Annotated in this window: 1 protein-coding gene; it reads right to left on the reverse strand. The window is 72.2% G+C overall.

What is annotated here, in order from left to right:
• On the reverse strand, window positions 1-284 hold a 284-nt coding region (locus tag MD536_RS21505; RefSeq protein ID WP_239603837.1), incomplete at both ends, for a PIG-L family deacetylase.

Below are 284 nucleotides of genomic sequence, written 5' to 3' on the forward strand. Positions count from 1 at the left end.
TAATCAGCCGCGCCTGGTAGTGGTCCGGCGAGGCCAGGGGCGTGCTCTCCCCAAGGCTGATGACCAGCCGCGGGCGGTAGCGGCGGAGTTCCGTGGCCAGCTTCACGCGGGCCTCGAAGGTGTCGAAGAGGCGGCGGTTGGGCAGGTCGAGCGTCACCCGTTTCGCCACGCCCAGCGCCGCGGCCGCCGCGCGGGCCTCGGCCAGGCGAACCTCCGGGCCGGGCGAGTTGGGCGTAGGCTCGCCATCGGTCAGGTCAATGATGCCCACGCGATAGCCCTGCTCG

The organism is Flavihumibacter cheonanensis (genome assembly GCF_022352215.1).
GTDB classification, from domain to species: domain Bacteria; phylum Bacteroidota; class Bacteroidia; order Chitinophagales; family Chitinophagaceae; genus Flavihumibacter; species Flavihumibacter cheonanensis.